This is a genomic window from Halorubellus salinus (genome assembly GCF_020567525.1).
GTDB lineage: Archaea > Halobacteriota > Halobacteria > Halobacteriales > Natrialbaceae > Halorubellus > Halorubellus salinus.
The window spans coordinates 267,834-290,888 of the sequence record NZ_JAJCVI010000006.1 but is presented as its reverse complement, the minus strand read 5'-3'; the positions used below and the strand labels follow the sequence as shown (position 1 = coordinate 290,888).

The following is a 23,055-nucleotide window of genomic DNA, read 5'->3' as shown; positions in this document are numbered from 1 at the left end:
AGGGCGGTGCAGGCCGGGCTACAGGTCGGCGAGCACGCGTTCGAACGCGTCGCGGAACGCCGCCGTCCGCGAGTCCGCGTCGAAGCGCGCGCCGCGGTCGCGAGCGACGGCGGCGAGGCGCTCGCGGTCCGCGACGTCGCGCTCGAAGTAGTCGACGACGCCCGCCGCGAGCGCGTCCGGCGTCGGGTCCACGACCAGCGAGTCGTCTATCTCGCGGGCTTCGGAGCGCGTCCCGGCACCCGTCGTGACGAGCGGTGGCACGCCCGCTCGCATCGCTTCGAGCGTGCTCACGGGGAACGTGTCCATCCGCGACGGCTGGACGAACAACGACGCCGGCCGGAAGGCGTCCGCGAGGTCCTCGACGTACCCACGGACGGTCACCCCCGGAGTGTCGCCGTACTCCTCGGGGTGGCCGCCGCCGACGACGTGCAGTTCGGCGTCCGGAATCGCCTCGCGGACACGCGGCCACGCGTCGACGAGCAAATCGACGCCCTTGTAGTGCCACGGTCGTGCGACCGTCACCGCGACGTTCGACGCGAGGTCCGGGTCGACGTCGCCGAGCGCGTCGTACGCGTCGGGTTGCACGAACGGATGCGCTATCTCGATGGGCGTCTCCGGGCCGACGACGGGGCGCGTGAACTCGGCGGCGAACTCGCTCACCGCGATCACGCCGTCGATGCCGCGACGCCCCATCGCGCGCACGACCGGCGTCCCGAACCGACCGATGAGGGACTTCAGGAGCGAGTCGCCCTCGAAGTCCCCCTCGCCGAGCGCGTACAGGCCGTGGTCCGCGCACAGGTACACGACCGTGCCACCACGCGTGAACCGGCGCACGAGCGCGGCGTACAGCGGCCGCGACCCCTCCACGATGTAGACGTCGTAGTCCGGGTACGTGAGGCCGTTCACGACGTCAGCGACGACGCTCTCCGAGAGCGGCCCGACCGGCCTCGCGTGATAGTCCACGAGGTCGGCACCGACCGCCTCCGCGAACCCGCGATGTGCAGGGTGGGGGTCCTGGTGGAGCATCGCGACGTCGACGGACTCCAGATTCATACCCTCACGCGGACGCCACGGACGCTTAAATGGCGCCGTCTCCGCCTCGCGGTCGCCGGTTGATCAGTTCACGGCCGACAGCGGTGACTGCGGACGATGGACTCGCGAAGAGAGAAGGGACTTTACCCCACGGCCGACTGGGGCGAACCATGCAGACGCTGCTGGTGGGGCTGGACGCGGCGTGCGCGCCCGTGCTCGAGCCGTTGTTCGTCAACGGGGACGTGCCGAACCTCGAGTCGCTCTTCGAGGAGGGCGCGAGCGGCGACCTCGAGAGCCAGGTGCCGCCGTGGACGGCGAGTGCGTGGCCGTCGCTGTACACGGGCGCGAACCCCGGGAAGCACGGCGCGTTCGACTTCCTGCGGTTCGACGGCTACGACTGGGACATCGTGAACGCCACCGACGTCCGCCAGCGGACGCTCTGGGAGTACGCGGACGACGCCGGGTTGACGAGCGTCGTCGTGAACGCACCCGTGACGAGTCCACCGCCCGATGTCGACGGTGCGGTCATCCCCGGGTACCTCGCGGCGGAATCGCCGCCGTGTCACCCGGAGGGCGTGCTCGAGGAGGTCCGCGAGGAACTCGGGGACTACCGCGTGTACGCCGAGCGCGAGACCGGCGAGGACACGACCGGGGAGCGCTTCCAGGATTACCTCGAACTGTGCCGGATGCGCGGTGAGGCGTTCAGGTACCTGAGCGAGCGCTTCGATCCGGAGTTCGGGTTCGTGCAGTTCCAGAAGACGGACACGGTCTTCCACGACTATCCCGGCGAGTTCGAGAAGGTCCGCGAGGTGTACCGTGCAGTCGACGAGCAGGTCGGTGCCATCCTCGAGACGTGCGACCCCGACACTGTCGTGGTGGCGAGCGACCACGGGATGGGCGAGTACGACGGGTACGAGTTCCGCGCGAACCAGTTCCTCCGCGAGCACGACGTGGTGGAGGCGACGCGGGACGGTGCGGGCGTGCCGTCGTGGTTCCAGATCAAGGACGAGGAACTGACCGGCGACGGCGACGCGCCCGACGACCACCCGTTCTTGGAGCAACTCGCCGCGGGTGCAGCGAAGGTTGGACTTACGCACCAGCGCGGGAAGGCCATCCTGGATCGTTTCGGGCTCGCAGAGTTCGTGGGGAAGCACGTTCCGATTGGTGCGGTGTTCGCCGCGTCGGAGGCCGTGGACTTCGCGGAGTCGACGGCGTATCTGCGGTCGCCGTCCGAGCTCGGCGTCCGCCTCAACGTCGCGGGCCGCGACCCGGACGGCGTCGTCCCGGAGAGCGAGTACGAGAGCGTCCGTGACGACGTCATCGAGCTCCTTGCGAGCGCGGAGACGCCGGACGGCGACCCGGTGTTCGAGGAGGTCGTGCCGCGCGAGGCGTACATCCACGGGCCGTACGCCGAGGAGGCGGTGGACGTCCTCTGCGTGCCCGCGGACTTCGAGCACTCGCTATCGGCGCTGCTCGGCGAGCGTTTCGACGACCCGGAACCGTGGAACCACAAGCTCCAGGGGACGATTGCAGTCGCGGGCGACGGCGTCGACGCGGCGGCCGACCTCACTGGCGCGCACCTCTTCGACGTCGCGCCGACCGTCCTCGCGACGCTCGATCTCGCGCCGGCCGAGGTGATGGACGGCGACGCGCTCGCCGCCGTCGACGCGCCCGAACCGACGAGCTATCCCGAGTACGACGCCAGCGAGCATGCCACCACCGAGGACGCCGAGGTCGCACAGCGACTCAGCGACCTCGGATATCTGGAGTAACTGGTCGCACGAGCGTACGGCGTCCGGGAGGGCGCCGTTTCGGGGTGGAACTGGTCGCACGAGCGTACGGCGTCCGGGAGGGCGCCGTTTCGGGGTGGAACTGGTCGCACGAGCGTACGGCGTCCGGGAGGGCGCCGTTTCGGGGTGGAACTGGTCGCACGAGCGTACGGCGTCCGGGAGGGCGCCGTTTCGGGGTGGAACTGGTCGCACGAGCGTACGGCGTCCGGGAGGGCGCCGTTTCGGGGTGGAACTGGTCGCACGAGCGTACGGCGTCCGGGAGGCTGCCGCGTACGGGTCGCGCGGTGGTTCGGTCTGGGGTTCGGGTTCGTGCTTCGACTCGGGGACCGTGGATATCGACAGGTTGATACTCGTTTTCGAGGAGGCTTAGGCAAGATGGAGTTGCTCGTCATCGGTCTCGATGGCCTCTCGACGAACATGATAGACCGGTTCGGGATCGAGCCGGAATACATCGAGAGCGTGCTTCGTGACGGTGCTTCGGGCGATCTGATGAGTGTGGATACGCCGACGACGCTGCCGGCGTGGACGTCGTTCGCGACGGGGAAGGACCCTGGGTCCCACGGGTTGACGAACATGATCCAGCAGCACTCGAACTACGAGTCGAGTCCGTTGACGACGAACGAGACGGACGCGGCGGCGTACGACTTCGTCGAGGACGGGATGTTCGTGAACCTCCCGGCGTCGGTGGGGCGGACGCCGACTGCGGCGGGTACGCATCTCGTGTCCGCGATGCTCGCGGAGGACGAGGCGGACGCGGTGCCCGCCGAACTCCAGGAGTTGGAGGCGTTCCAGGATTACATCCTCGATCACGACAAGGCGCTGAAGAAGGACCCGGACGCGTACTTCGATCACGTCTGCGAGATAACGCGCGCTCGGCGAGCGTTCGCTCGGGAGGCGTTCGAGACGTACGACCCGCGGTTCGGGTTCGTGTTGTTCTCGACGCCGGACTGGGCGGGCCACCTCCTCTCGAACTTCTCGGACGACGACGTCCGCGGCCGCTACTACGACCAGTTGCTGTCGGTCGTCGACGAGTGCACGGCTGACCTCGCCGAGCTGGCGGACAACGTCGTCCTGATGAGCGACCACGGGTTCGAGCGCAAGCACACGAACGTCCACATCAACGACTACCTCCACGACGAAGGGTACCTCGCGGACGCCGACGACGGGGACCTCTCCGCGACCGGGACGGCGGTGGAGGTCGCGAAGTTCGTCGGGAAGCACTCGGACTTCCTCTACGAGAAGATACGGCAGGTGTACAACTACATCATCGCGACGGACGTCGGGCAGAGTCTCCAGGACGCGGCACGGCTGGACATCGACTACGAGAACTCGACGGCGTGGCAGCTCCGGTACGGGTGCGTGTTCGTGAACGACGAGCGCTTCGACCATCCGACGGTCGACGACCCGGACGCGCTCCGTCGGACGCTCCGGGACGAGCTCGCGGCGCTCACGGACGAGGACGGGGACGCCCTGTTCCGGGACGTCCTCCTGCCGGAGGAAGCGTACGCGGACCCGGGGGCGGACGCACCGGACGTCATCGCACGGCCCGCACCCGGGTGCTATCCGACCCGGTTGGAGTCCCCGACCGGCGGGTACGCGAGTCCGACGAACAACTACAACCACCGCTATCGCGGTATCTTCGCCGCGACCGGGCCGCTGTTCGAGGACGGAGCGGACGTCGAGGACGCGAGCATCGTGGACGTCCTGCCGACGCTGCTGGCGGCGCTCGGCGAACCGCTGTCCCCGGAGTTCGACGGGCGCGTCCTCGAGGACGCGTTCGCTGACCCGCCGTCGGTGTCGACGATGGACGCGGACGCCGTGCCAACGCCGCGAGTCCGCGGGGCGAGCGACGACGACCAGGCGGCCCGGGACGACGCGGTCCAAGACCGCCTCGAGGACCTCGGGTACCTCGAATGAAAGGCGAGAAGGACACCACCTCCCTGAGTCTCGGCCGGGAGACCGCGTTCGCGATGGGCGCGAAGTTCCTGCTCGCGCTCGTCGGGTTCGCGGGCGTCGTCCTGTTCGCGCGCGTCCTCGGCGTCGACGGCGTCGGGAAGTACTACTTCCTGCTCGCCATCGCGAAGCTCACCGTGCAGGTGCCCGGTGGGTTCAGTAACGCCATCAAGAAGCGCGTGAGCGAGGTGGACGTCGACCCCGGCGAGTACTTCGGGTTCGGCGTCCTCACGGTCGCGGTCTACACCGTCGTCCTCCTCGGCGCGGCGGTGGTCGGGCATCCGTTCCTCCGCGACCAGATCGGGCCGTTCGCGTTCGCGCTCGGCGCGGTCGGTATCGTCGGCTCCCTGGGTTTGTTCTCGCTGTCGAACCGGCTCTACGCGGGTATCGGGAATCCCGGGGCGTCGTTCTGGGCGGACTCGGTGCGGAGCGTGTTCACGCTCGCGTTCCAGGTCGCGTTCCTCCTGATGGGGATGCGGGTGCTGGGGCTCATGTACGGGCTGGTACTCGCGACGCTCGTCACCGCCGCTGGCGTGGTCGTCGCTGCGAACGTCCGCCCCCGGCTTCCCACGCGAGAGACCGCGGCGAGCGTCTGGGAGTTCGCGCGCTGGAGCGTCCCGAACTCGCTCACGCAGAACCTCTACATGCGACTGGACGTCCTCATCCTCGGCGTCGTCGTCGGGAAGTCCGCGGTCGGCCTCTACGAGCCCGCGCTCCGCCTCACCGTCCCCGCGGGGTTCATCGCCATCAGCATCAGCGACTCGCTGACGGTGAAAGCCAGTGGGCTGACGTCCATCGACGAGGACGTCGGCGACGACCTCATGAACTCGCTGTCGTACACCGCGCTGTTCGCCATCCCCATCCTCTTCGGGGCGCTCGCGATGCCGGAAGCCCTCATGGGTATCGTGTTCGGCCCGGACTACGCCGCGGGCGCGACCGCGCTCGTCCTCCTCGCCGTCTTCCAGCTGTTCAACACGTACCGGATGCCGTTCGACAACGTCGTCGACGGCATGGACCGCCCCGACATCCGGTTCCGCGTCAGCCTGTTCACGCTCGCGATCAACGCGCCCCTGGCGGTCTTCCTCGGCCTCGAGTACGGCCTCACCGGGGTCGTCGTCGCGACCATCGTCGCGGAGGCCGCGCGGACCGCGACGTACCTCGTCGTCGCCTACCGGCTGTTCGACCGCGTGATGCTCCCGCGGACGCTCCTCGAACAGTTCGTCTCGGGTCTCCTGATGTTCGGCGTCGTGTACGCGCTCAACGACGCGGTCGCGATCGACGGGCCGTTCGTGCTCGCGGCCGTCGTCGGCGTCGGCGGCGTCGTCTACTTCGCGGCGCTCGTCGCACTCAGCTCGCACTTCCGACTCACCGTCCGGTCGGTCCTCCGAGACCTCGGGCTCGGTGACGTCGTCGGCGTCTGAGCCCCGGACCGCCTTCGGGACGCGGCTGGGGTCGCGAGCCGACCAAACCCCTTTTGAGCACCGTCTGCCTCTACCCGGACATGATCGTCCTCGGACTCGACGGCGCGACGTTCACGCTCGTCGACGCGTGGGTGGACGCCGGCCACCTCCCGAACTTCGCACGACTCCGCGAGGAATCCGTCTCCGGCGACCTGGAGAGTACCGTCCCGGAGATAACGGTGCCGGCGTGGCCGTCGTTCGCGACCGGTCGCGACCCGACGACGCTCGACATGTACGGGTTCTCGCACTTCAACCGCGGGACCCGCGAGAACGACCTGAGTCACGACGAGTTCGTTCCCGGGAAGATGTGGGACGCGGTCGACGACCAGGGCGGCCGGTCGGTCGTGTTCAACATCCCGGGGTCGTACCCCTGGCAGGCCATCGACGGCACCATCATCGCAGCGGCACCGGAGTACAAGGAGGCGTACTCGCATCCGCCCGAGCGCTGGGACGAACTCGTCGAGCTCGTCGACGGCTACAAGCTCCGGAACGACGAGGAGCCGGGAACGCGAGCGTACGTGGAACAGAGTCTCGACCTCGTCGACAAGCGCTTCGAGGCGTTCGAGCACTTCATCCAGGAGGAGGAACCCGACCTCGCGGTCGGCCTCATCCGCGGCACGGACCGCATCGCGCACCACTACTGGGGCGCCGAGAGCGTCCCGCCGGCGTCGACGGACAACGCGGTCTTCGAGGTGTACCAGCGCGTCGACGAGCACCTCGGCGAGTTCCTGGACGCGCACGCCGACGAGGACGTCGTCGTGATGAGCGACCACGGGTTCGAGAAGGTCCGCGAGCAGTTCGCGCCGAACCGCGTCCTCGAACGCGCGGGCCTGGTGACGCTCACGGAGTCCGGTGACTCGAGGCAGGCCGCGCTCGGGTCGCTTCGGGACGTCGCGAGCGACGTCCTCGGGCGGCTCGGCCTGCTGCGGTTCGCGCGGAAGGTGGTTCCGGCGAGCACCGTCGCGAGCCTCCCGACGGGAGACGACCTCGGACTGGACAACGCCATCAGTATGGGTCGCATCGACTGGGACGAGACCGAGGTCGTCGTCGACCAGGGCCAGAAGACGGCGCTCGTGTACGCGCTCGCCGACGACCCCGAGGGGGCCGCCGACACTTGCGACCGCGCGCGTGACGCGCTCGCGGATGCGGCCGCCGCCGCCGGTATCGACGTGCGGTTCGAGGACCTGGGCCGTGGCGGCGACCACACGCCGGACCTCGCGATGATAGTCGAGACGCCCGAGGTCCACGTCACCTCGCGGTTCGACGTCGACGACGACCTCGTCGCGGTCGACACGAGCGGGCACGCCCGGAACGGCATCTTCCTCGCTCGCGGGCCGTCGTTCCGCGACGGCGACGTCGAGGGCGCTGAGATAACGGACATCGCGCCGACGGTCCTGCACGCGCTCGACTACCGGCTCCCGGAGACGATGACGGGCGACGTCCTCGACGTCTTCGCGCCCGACAGCGACCCTGCCAGCCGCGACCCCGAGACGTACGCGTTCGTCGGCGACGACGCGGTCACCGAAGGTGGCGTCGACGACGAGGAACAGGAGGACGAGGTCAAGGACCGGCTCCGGGAGCTCGGCTACCTCGAGTGATGGCGGTCGGGGTCGAGACCTCGAAGCGCTTCGTCACGAACGTCCTCGGTACCGTCGCCGGGTTCCTCGGCACGCTCTACTTCACGCGCGAACTCGGGTTCGCGGGCGTCGGGACGTATGCCGTCTTCGTCAGCCTCCAGATGGTCGCGGGGAGTCTCGCGACGTTCGGCGTGTTCGCGGTCCTCACGAAGCGCGTGAGCGAGGGCCGCGACCAGGCGGCGTACTTCACGACCGGCGCGCTCCTCGTGGGCGTCGGCACCGCCGCGGTCGCCGTGGTCTCGCTCGTCGCTCGCGACGTTATCAACGCGGTCGTCGGGGTCGACGTCGCGCTCTTCGTCCCCGCGGGCGTCCTCTCGTGGGGCCTGTTCCGGCTCTCTGGCGCGTTCCTCGAAGGCAAGCAGCGCGTCGCGCTCGCCGGCGCGTTCGACAGCGGCCGGCACGCCATCGTCGTCCCCATCCAGGCCGCGCTCGTCCTCGACGGCTACGGCGTTCACGGCCTCGTCTACGGGCTCGTCGCCGGCCAGACGCTCACGTTCCTCGTCTCCTACCTCGGGTACGCGCGCGTCGTCCCGAATCCACCCACGCTCGACGCAGTCAGGGACTTCCTCGGGTACTCGAAGTACGCGTACGTCCAGGTCGTCGCCGACCAGTTGTTCAAGCACGCCGACTACGTGATCCTCGGCACGTTCGCGGGCGCCGGCCCCACCGGCGTCTACAAGAACGCCTTCCAGATCACGGAGGCGTCGACGCTGTTCGCGTCCGCGCTCTCGAAGGTGTCTTTCCCGAAATTCTCCGAACTCACCGAAGCCGGCGACGACGCGGAGATAGCGCGACTGTTCGCCGCCCTGTTCACGTACGGAGGCCTCGTCGCGATTCCCGTCGCCGCCGGCGGCGCCATCGTTGGGAACGACCTCCTCCTCACGCTGTACGGCGAGAACCCCGGCACCACCACGCTCCCACTCCTCGGCGTCGTCGGCCTCGCGAACGCCCTCGTCCCCCTGCTCGCGGTCGCGAACCTCCTGAACGGCTACCGTACGAGCCTCGAACGGTTCTCGCTCGGCACCGACAACCCTCGGCTGTACGCCGCCAGCGGCGTCGTCCTCGTCGTCGCCTACGCCGTCACCGCCATCCCGCTCACCATCGCGTACGACGCCTGGGGCGTCGCCATCGCCACCGTCCTCGCGTTCGGCGCGAGCGTCACCGCGAACCTCGTACTGCTCGAGGAACGCATCCCCCTCAACGCGCTCCGCGACGTCGGCGCCGAACTCCTCGCCGCCCTCCTCATGACCGCCGTCGTCGCCATCGTCGTCGACGCCCTCGGCGCCGCCCACGGCGCACTCCGACTCGGGTTCGTCCTCGCGATCGGCGCGACGACGTACTTCACCGTCCTCCTCGCACTCAGCGAACGCGTCCGCGTCGACGCCCGCGCAGTCGCCAGCGACCTCCTTACCGACGTCCGGTGAGCGCTCGTCGTCGCCGTCGGCCTCGCCGCCGACGTCGGGTGACCGTCCGCACCCGACGAGCAGTCCGCACCACGTATCACGCATCCAGAACCCCACCAGAAACGCAAGCAGGCGACGGGAAACCGCCGGCGTCACACCCGGCTTCTGGCAATAACCTTTTCATAAGGCTTATGCGCGTTTCCCGGCGATGCACGGTCAATGAGTAGCGAAACCGAGACCAGCCAGGACCTCATCGAGGGCCAGTCCGTGGTGGACCTCTTCAGGGAGTACTACCACGTCCCCGTCCTCGCGGCCCTCGTCGGGTTCATGCTGTGGCTGCGTATCCTCCCGGCTGACAACTTCATCAGGCCGGACGGCGTCTACTTCAGCGGGAACGACGCCTGGTATCACCTCCGGGAAACGACGTACGCCGTCAAGAACTGGCCGTCCACGATGCCGTTCGACCCGTGGACGCAGTTCCCCTACGGCGTCTCGAACTCGCAGTTCGGGACGCTCTACGACCAGCTCGTCGCCACGGCCGCGCTCGTCGTCGGCCTCGGCGACCCGAGCCAGCGCCAGATCGCGACGACGCTCCTGTACGCGCCCGCCGTCATCGGCGCCGCCGTCGCCGTCCCGACGTACTTCGTCGGGCGGCGACTCACCGGTCGGTTCGGCGCGCTGTTCGGCGTCGCCGTCCTCGCCCTCCTTCCGGGGACGTTCCTCGCACGGACCACCGCCGGTTTCGCCGACCACCACGCGGCAGAGGTCCTCTTCCACGCCATCAGCGTCCTCGCGTTCATGGTCGCACTGAACGTGGCGGAGACCGAGAAACCGATCTACGAGCTCGTCGTCGACCGCGACTGGGACGCGCTCCGCAAGCCGACGCTGTACAGCGTGGCCGCTGGCGTCGCCATCTCGCTGTACGTCTGGGTGTGGCCGCCCGCCATCGTCCTCGTCGGTATCATCGGGACGTTCTTCCTGATCGCACTCGGCGCGAAGTACGCGACCGGGAGTAGCCCGGACCACATCGGGTACGTCGGCGTCGTCGCGATGACGACCGCCGCCGTCTTCTCGCTCGTCCGCCTCGACGAGTTCGGGTTCTCCGCGAGCGCCATCTCGCTCCTGCACGTCCTCCTGACGCTGGCAGTGGCAGTTGGGTGTGCGTTCCTCGTCTGGCTCGCACGCCAGTGGGAGGACAGCGGGTTCTCGCGGACCCTGTTCCCGTTCTCGGCGCTCTCCATCGCGCTCGTCGGCGCCGTCGTCTTCAGTTTCGTGCTCCCCGAAGCGTGGGGCAGCATCCAGAACAACCTGGAGCGCGTCCTGACGCTCGGCCAGAGCGACACCGTCCTCACGATCGGTGAGGCGCAGGCGCTCGTCGAGATGGGCCCGAACTACCTCCAGCGGTTGAACCGCAGTCTCGTCCTCCTCTACGGCCTCACGTACATCACGGGGATCGCGGGCCTGGGGGCGCTCACGTACCGTGCGGTCACCGAACGCCTCCGCGCCGAGTACGTGTTCGTCGCCATCTGGACGGTGTTCGTGTTCATGATGACGCTCACCCAGCAGCGCTTCAACTACTACCTCGTGCTGCCGGTCGCCGTCCTGAACGCGTACTTCGTCGGTGAACTCCTCAAGGTCGTGAACATCGACGCGTCGTTCGACCTCGAAGACATCCAGTTCTACCACGTCTCGGTCGTGCTCGCCGCGATCGTGCTCGTCATCGCGCCGCTCGCGCCCATTGCGGGCATCTCGATGACGAGCACGGACGTGCACGCACAGGTCACCGGTGGCGCGCAGGGAACCGGCCCGGCGCCGCGGACGGTGACGTCGTGGGATTCGACGACGGACTGGATGCAGAACGGCACCCCCGAGATCGAGGGGCTCGAGAAGTACGGGACCTACGAGAAGACTGACGACTTCGAGTACCCCGAGGGCGCGTACGGCATCATGTCCTGGTGGGACTACGGGCACTGGATCACGGTGCGTGGCGACCGCATCCCGCACGCGAACCCGTTCCAGGCTGGGGCGCGTACCGCGTCGCGGTACTTCCTCTACGAGAACGAGACGAAGGCGAACGTCCTCCTGGAGGCGTTGCCGTCGCTGAGTCCGCGCGAAGGGAACATCGACAACTACACCACGTCGGATTACCGCGAGATGATCGCGGAGCAGACCGATCAGCAGCGCGCGGAGAACACGCGCTACGTGACGATCGACTACCAGATGGCGACGCGGAAGTTCGGCGCCATCGCGACGTGGAGTGGTCCGCCGGCGGGCGAGTACTTCTCGCGGAACAGTCAGAACGCGACGCTGGGCGGCCAGAATCTGACGGTGCCGTACCAGACGTTCAGTGACCGGTACCAGGAGACGATGCTCGCGAAGCTGTACTGGGACGACGCGGACGGTCTCGAGCACTATCGGCTCGTGCACTCCTCCCAGCAGCGGAAGCTCCTCGTGACGTACAGTCGCTTGAACCCCCAGACTGGGCAGGTGGTCCAGCAGCCGTTCCTGTCGTCCATCGGGAACGTGGGCGGGAATCGGTCGATCCAGAACTTCTTCCTGCTCCAGCAGCGCCAGGACTTCGTGGTGCACGACGTCCGGCAGGCGACGTCGGTGAAGACGTTCGAGCGCGTCGAGGGCGCCGACCTCTCGGGGTCGGCGTCGCCGGGCGCGAACGTCACGGTCTCGTTGACGTTGAACAACACGCAGACCGGGACGAACTTCACGTACGAGCAGACGGCGCAGGCGAACGAGGACGGCGAGTTCGTCGTGACGGTGCCGTACGCGACGAACGACGCGGTGTCGCCGAGCGAGGGCGGTACTGATTCGGTCATCGAGGCCGACGGCGTGTACACGCTGAACGTCGAGAACGGTGGTATCACGACGGTGTCGGTGCCAGAGTCGGCGGTGCTCGACGGCGAGTCCATCACGGTGGACGTGTCGGGTGGTTCGAACGCGTCGACGGCAGCTGCGGGCGAGGAGTCGGACGACGACTCGAGTGCGGCCGTCAGCGACGCCGGACCGGTACCGGCGGGGTCGTCGTTCGTCGGTGCTCCAGCGCGACCCGCCTGAAGCCGCGACCGATTGAGTTTCTCGCTGGTTGCCTGGTTGCGACCGATTCAGTTCCTCGCTGCTGTTCTTGGCTTGCTGGGGTTCGGTCCTTGGTTGGTCCTGACGGCGTCGTGGGTGTGGAGTCCCGTGTGATTGCTTCGTGTTCTCTATGTGGGGGTGGTCGGTCCCTGGTTGGATGCCGCGTTCTCGGCGGTGTCGAGTGGTCTGTGGTAGCGTGTTGGTCGCTCGGGCATCGAGCCAAATATATCAGGGAAAAAACCGGAATCCTCTCGTACGCATCTGTATGAATGTGGTCAGTACGATGGTCGTAATCACGAGCTAATCGAGTTGAAATGGGCTGGAAGCATGGGTGATTAGTAATAGTTACGGCAGTATGAATGACGTTCACGTCAGAAAACAAAGCATACTTTCATAGTAATCGGTACGATACGTCATACCACGATGTCCCTAATCGAGACAGCACGGCGGTGGGCACAGAACAACCCGCAGTTCGCAACGACCCTGGCGACGATGGCGGTCTTCGCCGCGTTCGGCGCGATGGGTGGCGGGCTCGCTGACTTCGGCGGTGGCTTCGACCCGACCGGCGGGACGACGACGACGCCCGGTCCCTGAATCAGTCGAGGTTAGCTTCTCCAAAATCACCGTTCCAGCGCCACTCTCCGTTCACGTTGAGCGGATAGGTCATCCAGGCGACGTACTCTCGTAGTTCGTCGTAGGGAACCGTGTAGCTCGCAGTGTGTGCTGGGACGATGTATGCATCTTCGATGTGATCTAGCGTCGGCGAGGTCTGTGACCCGAGGCCGTAATACCTCGTCGGGTAGATTTCTAGCTGGACATCCCGTTCGAACCGGCCCTCGCCCGCGACCTCGCAGACCAGCGGGTTCCCGCCGGTGCTCTGGACCATATCGACCGAGCCGTCGCCGACGACGAGGTACTGTGCGCCGATCGTGGACGTGTTCGAGACGATGTCGATTGCCGACCGGAGCGGGAACCCGAGGTTCAGGAGGTGGGCGAACATCTTCCCGATCTCGATGGCGTAGTCGTTCACGACGTCGCCGAGCGTACCGACGCCCCCGAACGCGCCGCGTTCGACGAGCGCCATCGCTTGGGCCTGTGACTGGCAGGCGTTCAGGAGGAACGTCTGGACGTTCACGTGGTCCAGCTCGCGGACGTCGAGCTTCCCGTCGATGCATCGGAGCCCGTCGCGCTCGGCGTGTCCGATGTAGTGCAGGAAGTCGGTGGTGTCGCCCGTGAGGAAGTCCGCGAGCGCGTCCGTGGACAGGCCGAACTTCGTCGTGACGTCGTAGGGGAGTTCGTCGCGGTCGCCGTACGCGCTCTCCAGGCTCGTCTGCTCGTCTATCATGTGGGGGTCGTTGCAGACGACCACGATCTCTATCGAGTCTCCCCGGTCGCCGCGGTCGAGTTGGTTCTCGAATGCGGCCATCGTCGGCATCGATGCACCCTGTGGGATGTGGTCGCCGAACCACGCGTGCTCCAGTGACTCGCCCGTGTGGTCGGGTTCGACGAACTGGAGCGTCATCGGCTCTTCATCTGCTTCGTCCGCGACGGCGTTCGCGGTCGTGTCGTCACTCCCCGTGGGGGTGGTGTCGGGTATCGAGTCGCCGAGGACAGCGGTCGAGTTGTCAGTCGTCGTCGTGGTGTGCGTCGACACCGTCCCGGTTGCTTTCCGGACGACGCCCATGTCGCTGACGACGAACGGGAGGAACGTGATCGCGTCGGGGTCGGCAGGGACGTGTGCGGTCAGTGGCCAGCGTGGGAGTTCCGGTTCGACGACGTCGAAGGGCACTTGCGCGTACCGACGGAGACGCTCGCCGACCGAGCACTCGTACGTCGCGGCGAGGTCGAACGGCAACTCGGCCTCCAGTTGCTTGCGTTCGTGGAGGTCCGCGGGCAACAGGCCTTCGGTGCGGACGACGCAGTCAAGCAAGAACTGTTGTTTCAGGGTGCGTGCGACCGTGTCCTCGAACGCCTGCCCGGTCCCAAGGTCGAGCGCGAACCCGTCCTCGGTGACGAGGCGCGCGGCGTCCGCAAATTCGATATCGGCAGCGAGGTAATACGAGAGTGGCGCGACCGTCAGCAGGTGCCGGTAGGATTCTGGGACCTCGATGGTGACGTCGGATTCCGTGGGTTCGATGCCCTCGGGGACGCTGGATTCGTCGCCGAGTTCGACGAGCGGCGGATGCCCGCGGAGCGTCGGGAACGAGCGCTCGGGCGACGTGGTCTTCAGGGCTGACGAGAACAGCGAGATGGCGTCGGCGAGCCCGCGCTCGTCGGGCGTCGTGACGATGGTTCCGGCGGGACGTTCGTGGAGTGTGCGCGCGGCGATTACGACGCGAGACTCGCACGGGAACGTGATCTCGAAGTTGTCGAACCCCTGGTCGATAGTAAACGGTCCATCGACGCGGCAGTACAATTGGATCGAGGAATGAATCCCGAGTTCGTAGGGGGCGGTGTCACCGTCGATGGTGACGTGGGACTGCTCCTGGAGGTTCGCGACGACCTCGCCGTTAGCGTCGTGGACGTGGACGTCTTCGCGTTGTTCGAACCGGAGGACGCTCGTCTCGATTTCGACGGCGGCGTCGACGGGGAATCGGAACGCGTCCGTGCTCACTGCCGTTGGTGTGACGTCAGTGGACGTCTGAAGGCGGAGATGTCGCTGTTCGACCGGGTCGATTATCTCCACCCCCGGGGGGTCTGCTGTCGGTCGGAACGCTATCTCCATGCTCCACCCACCGCGTATCGGGTCAACGTTTCGAGGCCGCGTGGATAAAACGCTCGGGGGGTGTCAGCGTGCTGTCTACTGTCGATCGGCCGTCTCGGTGGGATGACGGCTGGCGGTCGGGTGTTACGTCGCGGTGTGGAGCGCGGCGAAGAGCTCCGGTGGGAACCGCGGGGTGACGGTACTGGAGCCGTCCTCGCCGGGGGTGCGGGCGAGCAGGCCGACGTTCGCGAGCTCGTAGAGGAATCGCGTGACGGTGCTCTCGGTGAGGTCGGTGCGTGCCGCGATGGCTTCGGCGGCGGCGGGGAGCGTCGGGCTGTCGACGTCGAGTGCGACGAGCGCGGCGAGTACGCGCTGGTGGTTCGCCGGTTCGGCGAGTGCGCGAGCGACCGAGACCGAGTCGGTGGGGAACGCGGCGACGGCGGCTTCGACGTGGTGGGACTGGACGCGGCCGGCGTCGACCGCGTCGGCGCGTGCGGCGGCGTCGTAGAGGAGCGCGAGCGCGTCGTGGGCGTTCCCGTCGGCGTACCTGGCGACGGTGCGCGCGTTCTCGTGGTCGAGGGCGTTCGGGGCGAGCCCGCGGGAGGCGCGCTCGGTGACGACCTCGACGAGGGTGTGGGTCCGGTAGGGGTCGAAGCGGACGGTGGTCGCGGGTGGCGTTCCGGGCGCGAGCTGGCGGGCGTCGAGTGGGTCGCGCGTGACGTACCACGGGACGAACGTGGCTTCGTCCGCGAGGCTCGCGACGACGCCGGCGTCGAGCGTCCCGGGTTCGTCGACGTGGTCGACGGCGACGACGACCGCGTCGTGCCGGCCGACTGTCTCGACGAGTCGGTCGTGGAGCGCGTCCGTGCTCACGCCGCCCTCGGGCACGGCGTCGTCGGTGAGTGCGGCGAGCAGTCGCCGGTACGCCTGGAACTCGCTGTCGGCGTACCGGCCGTCGACGACGACGAACCGGACGTCGAGTGGCGTGCTCGCACGCGTCGTCGTCCCGATGGCTTGCCCGCGTCGGCCGAGGACGGTGTCGAGCGCGCCGAACAACGACCGAACGATGGCGGTCTTCCCGCTACCCGACGGCCCGCAGACCGCTGCAGCGCCCGGGGGTTCGTCGTCGAACACGGGGTCGAGCGCGTCCAGCAGGCGTTCGATGGTCGGTCCGCGGCCGACCGGTTCGTCCGGATGCGTGATCGGCGCGAGCTCGATCGGGTCGACGAGGACGCCACTCCCGGCGGTGTTCTGGCGGCGGCGACGCGCGATCCTGTCGCGGACGTTCAACGCGAACGACCCCGTTCAGGCCGCCTCGTCCTCGGCCGTTGCGCCGTCGACGAGCGCGGCTTCGAGGACCTGCAGCGGGTGTTCTATCTCGTAGCCGGTGCCGTGCTCCATCTGCATCGCGCACGTCGGGCACTCCGTCATGCCCGTCGTCGCGTCCGCCTCCTCCATGTGCTCGAACATCTCCTCGCCGATCTTCATGGAGGTTTCGTACTTCTCCGTCTTCCAGCCGTACGTGCCGGAGATGCCCGAGCAGGAGTCGCCGACGTCCTCGGCGTCGACGTCGTCGAGCTGCGAGAGGAGTTCGACGGTCTGGCCGTCCAGGCCCTGGTTGCGGGCGTGACAGGGCGCGTGGTAGGCGAACGAGTCGACGCCGAGGTCGTCGGTCGTGGTGTCGGCGGCGGCGAGTTCGCCGTCGAGGTTCTCGTTGATGCGGAGGTACTCGACGGCGTCGTACGTGTTCGCGGCGACCTTCGCGGTCCCGGGGATGGAGAACAGCTCGGGGTACTCCTGACGGAGCGCCATCGAGCAGCTCGTGCACGAGCAGACGACGTCCACGCCGTCCTCGACGAGCTCCGAGAAGTTCCCGACGTTCACCTTCGCGGCGCGGCGGGCGTCCTCGAGCATGCCGTTCGCGAACATCGGCGTCCCAGAGCAGCGCTGTTCGGGGACGAGGACGGCGTACCCGAAGGACTCGAAGACGTGCACGAGCGCCTTCGCGACCTCGGGCGTGTTGTGGTTCGCGTAGTCGCCGTGGAAGTACGCGACGCGCTTGTCGGCGTCGGGGTCGTCGCCGCGGCGCTTTCGTGCGCGTCGAGCGTTCTCGACGGACGTGGCTTCGCCGCCGCGTTTCGCGTACCACGCGCGGAACGTCTCGGTCGCGAACTCGGGGAACTCGCGTTCGGCCGTGATACCGAGCAGTTTCTCGTTGACCTGCTGGACGAGCGAGTTCCCCATGACGGCGTTCGTGAGCCTGGGGAACGTCGAGCCGAGTCGCGCCATCGTCCCGTAGTTCGCGAGCAGGCGATTCCGCCAGTACTTCAGGCTCGTCTTGTCCATCTGCTCGTCGACGTACTGCGCGCGAGCGGTGTTGTGCATCTGACTGAGCGGGACGTCGCTCGGACACGCGCTATCACACCGCATGCAGTTGCTGCACTTCGAGATGGAGTCGTCGATGTCGTGGTCCTCGCTGCGCTTGAGCCGCCACTGTTCGGGCCCCTGGAACTTCGGGCCGGGGAAGTCCTCGTCGACCTCCGCGACGGGACAGGTGGTGTCGCAGGTCGAGCACTTGTAGCAGTCGTCCGACCCCGGCCGCAGGTCGGCGTCCTCGGCCTCCGGGAACACCTGGATGGGCTCGAACCCGTCGCCCGAATCGACTGCCGCGCCGCCGTCGGTCGCTGTACCACCGCCCGCGTCGTCGACCGCGGTGCCGCCGTCGGTCTTCGCGGTGTCACCGGCGTCGTCCGTCGACCCGCACCCGCTGCACGCGTGGTGGTCGTCCTGTACGTCCTGGTCGTCGTGTGGCTGAGGTTCGTCTGTCATCGGTCTGCGGTCACGTCGGTCGGCGTCGGGTGGCTGCTCGATGCGGCGGCGACGGCGGTACGGCCGGCGGCGTACCCGGTGGCGAGACTGACGCCGCTCGCCGACTTCTCCGCGGCCGCGTCGTACCCGCCGACGACGCCGCCGGCGGCCGTGAGGTTCGCGTACAGCGGGGCGCCGTCGGCGCCGAGCACGCGCCCGTCGGCGTCGATGCGGACGCCGAAGCGAGCGAACGCGTGCGGGCCGAACGCGTCCGCGTCGCTCCAGTCGTAGCGGTCCTCGGGGTGGGCGACGGGACAGTCGAACACGGGCTCGTACACCGCGTCGCGTTCGCTGTCGATGCCGCCGCCGACGAGGCCGCCGGTCGCGAGCACGACCGCATCCGGCTCGTAGGGGGTCTTCGTGCCGTTCCGGTCGGCGTAGATGGTCGTGATGCGCGGTGCGGGGTTCTCGGCGCCGTCGCCGCCGGCTCCCTCGGTGGGCTCGACGTCGTGGTCGACGACGGGGTTCCCGGTGGTGACGGCGACGCCCGCTTCGCGGAGTGCGTCCCGGAGGCGGTACCGGAGGCGGACGCCGGGGAGGCTCGGCGGCGCTGGCGGCAGTTCGAAGACGGCCGCGTCGAGGCGTTCGGCGAGCGCGTCGCGGACCTGCCGCGGCCGAGCACGGCCGAGCACGGCCGGGAACCCGACGCGGTCGACGTCGCCGAACCCGTCGACTGCCGCGCCGTCGTCGGCGTCGCCACCCTCGCCGAAGACGTCGTCGCCGGCGCGCTTCGGCGAGCGCTTCACGCGTTCGGCGAGTCGACGGCGGACGCCGTCCTCGTCGGTGTCGAGCGCGTGCGCGAGCCTGGTCTGCTGGTCGGTGCCGTCGAGGTCGCCGGGGAACTCGACGGTGACCCCGCCGACGTCGAAGGGGACGCCGGCGGCGCGCAGGTGCGCCGCGACGTTCGGGGCGTCGACGTCCGTGTCGCCGTCGAACCCGACGAGCAGCGTCGTGCGGTCGTCGCTCGCCAGCCCGGGCGCGACGCTCGCCGGATACCGCGCGGTCGGTTTCACCGTTCCACCGACCGTGGGGACGAGCGCGTTCCGTTCGGTGTGCCCGCCCCGGTAGAGGTCGCCGGTCGCGTCGTCGAACACCGAGAGCCCGCCGCGGAGCGCGTCCACGCCCACGAGCCGGTACGGATGGTCGTCGGGGAGGGCGTCGACGGCGTCGAACGGGTTCGCCACGGGCGTCCGGTTCCCGGCGTCGTCGGCGTCGTCGTGCGGGGTCGGGTACCCGAGGACGTCGACGAGCCCGCTCGCCTGCTGGAGCGTGCTCTCGGAATCCGTGACCACGCGCACGCTCGCGCCCTCGCGAGCGGCCGCGAGCGCGGCGGTCATGCCTGCGAGGCCGCCGCCGACGACGAGGACGTCGTCGCGTATCGCCACGACTCAGGCACCCCCGTTCCGCGAGCCGTCCGCACCGCCGCCGCGGCTCGCCTCGTCGGTCGGGCGACCGCCGTCGGTCGCCGCGCCCGCGTCGAACGCCGCGAAGTCCACGTCGACCGCACCCGGGCCCGTATCGGCGGCGTCGTCGCCCGGTGCGCTCCCGTTGCCGCCGGTGGGATGCCGGCCCGCGGGGTCGTGGTCGCGGTTCATCGTCGTCGCGTGCAGGAACGTGTTCAGCGCGGCCTGCGAGAGCTGTTCGCCCCAGAGCGCGTGCCGGTGGCCCTTCCAGCGCTCGTCGACGAGCTCGTCCCACGCCCCGCGCGTCGTCGCCTCCGGGTAGTCCGCGCTGAGGACGTTCGCCATCCGATGACAGCACATCCCGCCCTGGCAGTTCCCCATCGACGCGCGCGTCCGGATGCGGACCGCGTTCAGGTCGCTCCCCGACTGCGTGATGGCGTCACTCACCTCCGCGCGCGTGACGGCCTCGCACTCGCAGACGACCGGGTTCGGGCCGCTCGTATCGAGGACGTCCTCGGCCCTGGAGCCGAGGCGCTGGCCGCTGCGGCGCGCGATCGGCGACCGCAGCCCGAAGTCGTCCATCGCCGCGTCGAGCCTCGCGGGATGCTCGCTCCCCGGGAGCGCTTCTTCGGCGGTCGTACACCGTCCGCGGACGCCGAGCTGGTCGCAGACGTGGTCGCTGATCTCCTCGGCCATCATCCGGTACGTCGTGAACTTCCCGCCGACGATGCTCGACATCCCGCGCAGGCCGTCGCGCTCCTCGTGGTCGAGCAGGAAGTAGTCCCGCGTGATGTCCGTCGGGTCCTGGCTCCCGACGTCCGGCGGCTCGTACAGCGGCCGCACGCCCCAGAACGACCGGATGGTGCGTGCCTCGGCGAGGATCGGGACGAGTTCGGTGAGCTGGTCGATGACGAGGTCGACCTCCCAACCCTCCTCGGGGTAGTCCGCCGGGTCGCTCACCTCCTCGTCGGTCGTCCCGAGGATGGCGGTCGTCTCGTGGGGAACGACGATGTCCGCGTCGCCCTTCGGCCGGCAGCGGTTGACGACGGTGTCGACCTGGCGGACGTTCATCACCGTCATCACGCCCTTCGACGGGCGGACCGCGACGTCCACGCCCGCCATGTCGCCTATCTGTCCCGCCCACGCACCCGTGGCGTTCACGACGTACTCCGCGGTTATGTCCTCGCGCTCACCGGGTGCACCGTGCACGCGGTTGCCCGACCCCGCGTGGTGCTCGACCGTCACGCCGACGACGTCGCCGCGGTCGCCGTCGCTCGCGCCCGCCGACGAGTCGGCGCCGCCCTCGACGAGGACGTCGACGACCTCGGTGTGGGTCTCGATGCGCGCGCCGTGGTTCTCCGCGTCGACCGCGTTCGCGACGACCAGCCGGAACGGGTCGATCGCACCGTCGGGTACCGAAATGGCCTTGTCGACGTCCTCGGAGAGGTACGGTTCGAGCTCGCGCGCCTCGCGCCCGGTCAGGACCTCTGCGGGGATACCGCACTCGCGACAGCCCTGGAGCTTCTCCTCGAAGTACGACTCGTCGTCCTCCGGGCGCTTGGCGAACAGGCCGCCGGTCTCCTCGACGCAGTGGCTCGCGATGTCCCTGAGGACGCGGTTCTCCTCGATGCACTCGCTCGCACTCGCCTGGTCGGAGACGGCGTACCGGCCGCCCGAGTGGAGCAGCCCGTGCATGCGACCGGTCGTGCCGTGTGTGAGGTTCCCCTGTTCGACGAGCGTGACGTCGACGCCGCGACGCGCCAGGTCGCGCGCGACGCCCGCCCCGGTCGACCCGCCGCCGAGCACGAGAACCTCGGTATCACGTGACATCCGTTCGTCTCCAACCTCGGCCCGTCGCCACTTGACTTTATCGACGCCGGGGCATCTCCAGTATCTAGCGGAAAATACTGCCGGCCAGCGAATTGTGTTGCGTAGACTACAACGAAAGTTCAGGAACGATTTCGCGCACTCGGAGGGGCCTAGACTGGCTATAGGTCTCTCTCGACGCGTCTAGCCTGGTCGAACCGCAGCATTACCCGTTGGGTAACGTTTATCACGATAGTCCCAGTTGTTTACTCCCAACACGGCACCACCAGTAACAGTGCGCTGGTCGGGCGACCGACCGGCACGCGAAGGCATGGGGCAGGGCCGTGGCTCACAGGGTCACACCAATGACAGACAACACCTACGTAGGCGCCATCGACCAGGGAACGACCGGCACGCGATTCATGGTCTTCGACCACGCCGGCCAGGTCGTCGCCAACGCGTACGAGAAGCACGAACAGATCTACCCCGAACCCGGTTGGGTCGAGCACGACCCGGTCGAGATCTGGGAGAACACTCAAGCCGTCGTCCTCGAGGGACTCTCGGAGGCCGGACTCGACGCGAGCCAGCTCGAAGCGCTCGGCATCACGAACCAGCGCGAGACGACGATCGTCTGGGACAAGGACTCCGGGCGACCCATCCACAACGCCCTCGTGTGGCAGGACCGGCGGACGACCGACCGCGTCGAGGAGATCCAGGAAGCGGGCAAGGTCGAGGAGATCCGGGAGAAGACCGGCCTGGAGTGCGACGCGTACTTCTCCGCGACCAAGACCGAGTGGATCCTCGACAACGCCGAGCCCCTCAAGATGGAGAGCAGTCGCGCCCGCGACCTCCGCGACCGGGCTCGCGACGGCGAACTCCTGATGGGCACGATCGACGCGTGGCTCATCTACAACCTCACGGGGAATCACATCACGGACGTCAGTAACGCCTCCCGGACGATGCTGTACAACATCCGGGAGATGGAGTGGGACGACGAACTCCTCGCCGAGTTCGGCGTCCCGAAGGAGATGGTGCCCGAGGTCCGGCCGTCCTCCGACGAGGACTACTACGGGCACACCGATCCGGACGGCTTCCTCGAAGCCGAGATTCCCGTCGCCGGCGCGCTCGGCGACCAGCAGGCCGCGCTGTTCGGACAGACCTGCTTCGACAAGGGCGACGCGAAGAACACCTACGGCACCGGCGCGTTCTACCTGATGAACACCGGCGAGGAGGCAGTCGCGTCCGACAACGGCCTGCTCACGACGATCGGCTTCCAGCTGTCCGGCGAACCCGTCCAGTACGCGCTCGAAGGGTCGATCTTCGTCGCCGGCGCCGCGATCGAGTTCCTCGAGGACATCGACCTCATCAACAACGCCGCCCAGACCGCGGAACTGGCGCGGTCGGTCGACTCGACCGACGGCGTCTACATGGTCCCGGCGTTCACCGGGCTCGGCGCCCCGCACTGGGACGGTCGCGCTCGCGGGACCATCGTCGGGATGACCCGCGGCACGCGCAAGGAGCACCTCGTCCGTGCGACCCTCGAGAGCATCGCGTACCAGACGCGCGACCTCGCGGAGGCGATGGAGGCCGACTCCGGCGTCGAGATGACGAGCCTCCGCGTCGACGGTGGCGCGGTCAAGAACAACTTCCTCTGCCAGCTCCAGTCCGACATCATCGGAAGCGACATGGTGCGTCCCGAGGTCGACGAGACGACCGCGCTCGGGTCCGCGTATGCCGCCGGACTCGCCGTCGGCTACTGGGACACCGTCGACGAGCTCCGCGAGAACTGGCAGGTCGACCGCGAGTTCTCGCCGGAGATGGATCGCGACGAGGCCGACGAGAAGTACGGCCGGTGGGGCGACGCCGTCGAGCGGTCGCTCGACTGGGCGCGCGACGAAGGAGGTGACTGACC

14 protein-coding genes are annotated in these 23,055 nt (G+C 68.4%); 8 read left to right on the top strand and 6 right to left on the bottom strand.

The genetic code is table 11. From position 1 onward, the window contains the following. Positions 1-18: 18 nt before the first annotated feature. On the bottom strand, positions 19-1,053 hold the full coding sequence (locus LI336_RS17860; protein WP_227134519.1) for a glycosyltransferase family 4 protein: 1,035 nt from the start codon (positions 1,051-1,053) through the stop codon (positions 19-21). A 149-nt stretch (positions 1,054-1,202) separates the two neighbouring features. On the opposite strand from LI336_RS17860, the gene LI336_RS17855 reads away from it, so the two are divergent. From LI336_RS17855 to LI336_RS17825, 7 genes are all read left to right on the top strand, one after another. Further along, the gene (locus tag LI336_RS17855; protein ID WP_227134518.1) at positions 1,203-2,804 is read left to right on the top strand and encodes an alkaline phosphatase family protein; all 1,602 of its coding nucleotides are present in this window, start codon (positions 1,203-1,205) and stop codon (positions 2,802-2,804) included. Between the two features lie 393 nt (positions 2,805-3,197). Further along, complete coding sequence (locus LI336_RS17850) at positions 3,198-4,739, top strand: alkaline phosphatase family protein (RefSeq protein ID WP_227134517.1); 1,542 nt, start codon at positions 3,198-3,200, stop codon at positions 4,737-4,739. Beyond that, positions 4,736-6,196 (top strand): oligosaccharide flippase family protein, encoded by a 1,461-nt coding sequence (locus LI336_RS17845; RefSeq protein ID WP_227134516.1) that lies wholly within the window; start codon positions 4,736-4,738, stop codon positions 6,194-6,196. The genes LI336_RS17850 and LI336_RS17845 overlap by 4 nt, the downstream gene beginning before the upstream one ends. A gap of 80 nt (positions 6,197-6,276) precedes the next feature. Further along, positions 6,277-7,833 carry an alkaline phosphatase family protein gene (locus LI336_RS17840; RefSeq protein WP_227134515.1) on the top strand — a complete coding sequence of 519 codons (1,557 nt, stop codon included), beginning with the start codon at positions 6,277-6,279 and terminating at the stop codon, positions 7,831-7,833. Next, positions 7,833-9,296 (top strand): oligosaccharide flippase family protein, encoded by a 1,464-nt coding sequence (locus LI336_RS17835; RefSeq protein ID WP_227134514.1) that lies wholly within the window; start codon positions 7,833-7,835, stop codon positions 9,294-9,296. Before LI336_RS17840 ends, LI336_RS17835 begins: the two co-directional genes overlap by 1 nt. A gap of 198 nt (positions 9,297-9,494) precedes the next feature. Then, entirely contained in the window at positions 9,495-12,344 is a 2,850-nt protein-coding gene (locus tag LI336_RS17830) for an oligosaccharyl transferase, archaeosortase A system-associated (protein ID WP_227134513.1), read from the top strand. A 441-nt stretch (positions 12,345-12,785) separates the two neighbouring features. Then, complete coding sequence (locus LI336_RS17825; protein ID WP_227134512.1) at positions 12,786-12,956, top strand: hypothetical protein; 171 nt, start codon at positions 12,786-12,788, stop codon at positions 12,954-12,956. Position 12,957: 1 nt separating this feature from the next. Here LI336_RS17825 and LI336_RS17820 read toward each other — a convergent pair whose 3' ends face one another. The 5 genes from LI336_RS17820 to glpA form a co-directional block, all read right to left on the bottom strand. Beyond that, positions 12,958-15,087 (bottom strand): hypothetical protein, encoded by a 2,130-nt coding sequence (locus LI336_RS17820; protein WP_227134511.1) that lies wholly within the window; start codon positions 15,085-15,087, stop codon positions 12,958-12,960. A gap of 123 nt (positions 15,088-15,210) precedes the next feature. Beyond that, positions 15,211-16,356, bottom strand: coding sequence for an AAA family ATPase (locus tag LI336_RS17815; protein ID WP_227134510.1), 1,146 nt, complete (start codon positions 16,354-16,356; stop codon positions 15,211-15,213). 15 nt (positions 16,357-16,371) lie between these two features. After that, positions 16,372-17,895, bottom strand: a complete 1,524-nt coding sequence (locus LI336_RS17810) for an anaerobic glycerol-3-phosphate dehydrogenase subunit C (RefSeq protein ID WP_227134509.1) — start codon at positions 17,893-17,895, stop codon at positions 16,372-16,374. Further along, positions 17,892-19,319 (bottom strand): glycerol-3-phosphate dehydrogenase subunit GlpB, encoded by a 1,428-nt coding sequence (glpB, locus tag LI336_RS17805; RefSeq protein ID WP_227134508.1) that lies wholly within the window; start codon positions 19,317-19,319, stop codon positions 17,892-17,894. Before glpB ends, LI336_RS17810 begins: the two co-directional genes overlap by 4 nt. A gap of 3 nt (positions 19,320-19,322) precedes the next feature. Further along, positions 19,323-21,167 (bottom strand): anaerobic glycerol-3-phosphate dehydrogenase subunit GlpA, encoded by a 1,845-nt coding sequence (glpA, locus tag LI336_RS17800; RefSeq protein WP_227134507.1) that lies wholly within the window; start codon positions 21,165-21,167, stop codon positions 19,323-19,325. A 341-nt stretch (positions 21,168-21,508) separates the two neighbouring features. Here glpA and glpK point away from each other — a divergent pair, with 341 nt between their 5' ends. Continuing rightward, entirely contained in the window at positions 21,509-23,053 is a 1,545-nt protein-coding gene (gene glpK, locus LI336_RS17795) for a glycerol kinase GlpK (protein ID WP_227134506.1), read from the top strand. Positions 23,054-23,055 lie beyond the last annotated feature (2 nt).

Coding starts and splice junctions, on each gene's coding strand:
- LI336_RS17860 (WP_227134519.1), bottom strand. CDS start 1,053: ATGAATCTGGAGTCCGTCGACGTCGCGATGCTCCACCAGGACCCCCAC.
- LI336_RS17855 (WP_227134518.1), top strand. CDS start 1,203: ATGCAGACGCTGCTGGTGGGGCTGGACGCGGCGTGCGCGCCCGTGCTC.
- LI336_RS17850 (WP_227134517.1), top strand. CDS start 3,198: ATGGAGTTGCTCGTCATCGGTCTCGATGGCCTCTCGACGAACATGATA.
- LI336_RS17845 (WP_227134516.1), top strand. CDS start 4,736: ATGAAAGGCGAGAAGGACACCACCTCCCTGAGTCTCGGCCGGGAGACC.
- LI336_RS17840 (WP_227134515.1), top strand. CDS start 6,277: ATGATCGTCCTCGGACTCGACGGCGCGACGTTCACGCTCGTCGACGCG.
- LI336_RS17835 (WP_227134514.1), top strand. CDS start 7,833: ATGGCGGTCGGGGTCGAGACCTCGAAGCGCTTCGTCACGAACGTCCTC.
- LI336_RS17830 (WP_227134513.1), top strand. CDS start 9,495: ATGAGTAGCGAAACCGAGACCAGCCAGGACCTCATCGAGGGCCAGTCC.
- LI336_RS17825 (WP_227134512.1), top strand. CDS start 12,786: ATGTCCCTAATCGAGACAGCACGGCGGTGGGCACAGAACAACCCGCAG.
- LI336_RS17820 (WP_227134511.1), bottom strand. CDS start 15,087: ATGGAGATAGCGTTCCGACCGACAGCAGACCCCCCGGGGGTGGAGATA.
- LI336_RS17810 (WP_227134509.1), bottom strand. CDS start 17,895: ATGACAGACGAACCTCAGCCACACGACGACCAGGACGTACAGGACGAC.
- glpA (WP_227134507.1), bottom strand. CDS start 21,167: ATGTCACGTGATACCGAGGTTCTCGTGCTCGGCGGCGGGTCGACCGGG.
- glpK (WP_227134506.1), top strand. CDS start 21,509: ATGACAGACAACACCTACGTAGGCGCCATCGACCAGGGAACGACCGGC.